Genomic DNA, 832 nt, shown 5'->3' with positions numbered 1-832 from the left:
TCTTCAGCAGCGACTCATCGTTGGGGAACATGCTTTTGCCCTTTGTGGCCTTGCGTAATTGCCTGTGATAGCCCTCGATGAGATTTGTGGTATACATGATGCGCCGCATCTCGACCGGGTATCGGTAGAACGTCGCCAGCTCCGACCAGTTGTCCCGCCACGACTTCACGCACAGCGGATAGCGCGCACCCCAGGTCTGCTCGAACTTCTCAAGCTCCATCCAAGCCGCTTCTTCGGTCGGCGCCTGGTAAATCGGCTTCAGTGCGGCGGAAACGGCCTTGAGGTCTTTGTACGACACATAACGAAGCGAGTTCCGAATTTGGTGGACAATGCACTTCTGGATGTCGGAGCGCGGGAAGCAAGCCGCGATGGCTTCGCTGAAGCCTTTCAGGTTGTCCGTCGAGAACACCAGCACATCCTGCACCCCGCGCGCCTTCAGGTCATTCAACACGCCCAGCCAGAACTTCGAGGACTCACTCTGGCCGATCCAGATGCCCAACACATCCTTGCGTCCCTCCAAGTCGACGCCAATCACCATGTAAGCCGCTTTGTTCACCACATGGCCCTCTTCGCGCACCTTGTAGTGAATGGCATCCAGGAAGACGACCGCGTAGACGGGATGCAGGGGCCGATTTTGCCACTCCTGAATTCGAGGCAAGAGCCGATCCGTGAGGTTCGAGACGAGCGTTGGCGAGATCTCGACGCCGTATATCTGATGAAGATGGTCCTGAATATCCCGGGTACTGAAGCCTCGAGCGTACAAAGCGATGACCTGCTCCTCGATGCTTGGCATGCGCTTCTGCCGCTTCTGGACCACGATGGGATCGAACTC

The 832-nt window shown here is 57.2% G+C and carries 1 protein-coding gene; it reads right to left on the bottom strand.

What is annotated here, in order from left to right:
- The coding region (locus J3481_RS14360; protein WP_206832796.1) for an IS256 family transposase at positions 1-832 on the bottom strand (832 nt) is incomplete at both ends.

Origin of the sequence: Alicyclobacillus fructus, from assembly GCF_017329605.1 — a bacterium.
In the GTDB taxonomy this organism is placed as follows: domain Bacteria; phylum Bacillota; class Bacilli; order Alicyclobacillales; family Alicyclobacillaceae; genus Alicyclobacillus; species Alicyclobacillus fructus.
The sequence above is the reverse complement of the archived record's forward strand: the minus strand, read 5'-3'. Positions and strand labels throughout refer to the sequence as shown.